The following is a 430-nucleotide window of genomic DNA, read 5'->3' on the forward strand; positions in this document are numbered from 1 at the left end:
CGTGACGACGGCCAAACCGCGACCCCCAACGCAAGGGCGGATAACGGAACGGGGTCTTCAACAGGTAATGCAATGGCTCGGCATCCGCCGGCACCGGCGGCTTGCTCGACTCGAGCAGTTCCTCGAGCAACGCCTGTTCTTCCAGGGTGTCGACCAATTGCAGGGTCGCCACCTGCTCCTGGCTCTCCACCAACCGCACCAGCCGCCCCTGGAGCGGTCGGACATGCCGCTCACCCTTGCACTGTCGCCAGATCTCGCTCACCTTCCGCCCCTCGCTTCCTGTGGTGTCGGATGCCAGCGTAGCGGCACCGCAGTCTCCATTCAGCCAGGCGTGTCGCCTCTGGCTGCCAGCCTTTTCCGTGACAGGCGTAGGCCCCCGTACAGGCGCGCCGGGCATCAGACCTTGCCGCGGATCGCATCGGTATGATTT

Annotated in this window: 1 pseudogene; it reads right to left on the reverse strand. The window is 65.1% G+C overall.

What is annotated here, in order from left to right:
• Positions 1-262: pseudogene (locus MUU46_RS00070) on the reverse strand (hypothetical protein); the annotation flags it as partial.
• Positions 263-430: the final 168 nt, after the last annotated feature.

Origin of the sequence: Scandinavium tedordense, from assembly GCF_024764965.1 — a bacterium.
Taxonomy (GTDB): domain Bacteria; phylum Pseudomonadota; class Gammaproteobacteria; order Enterobacterales; family Enterobacteriaceae; genus Scandinavium; species Scandinavium tedordense.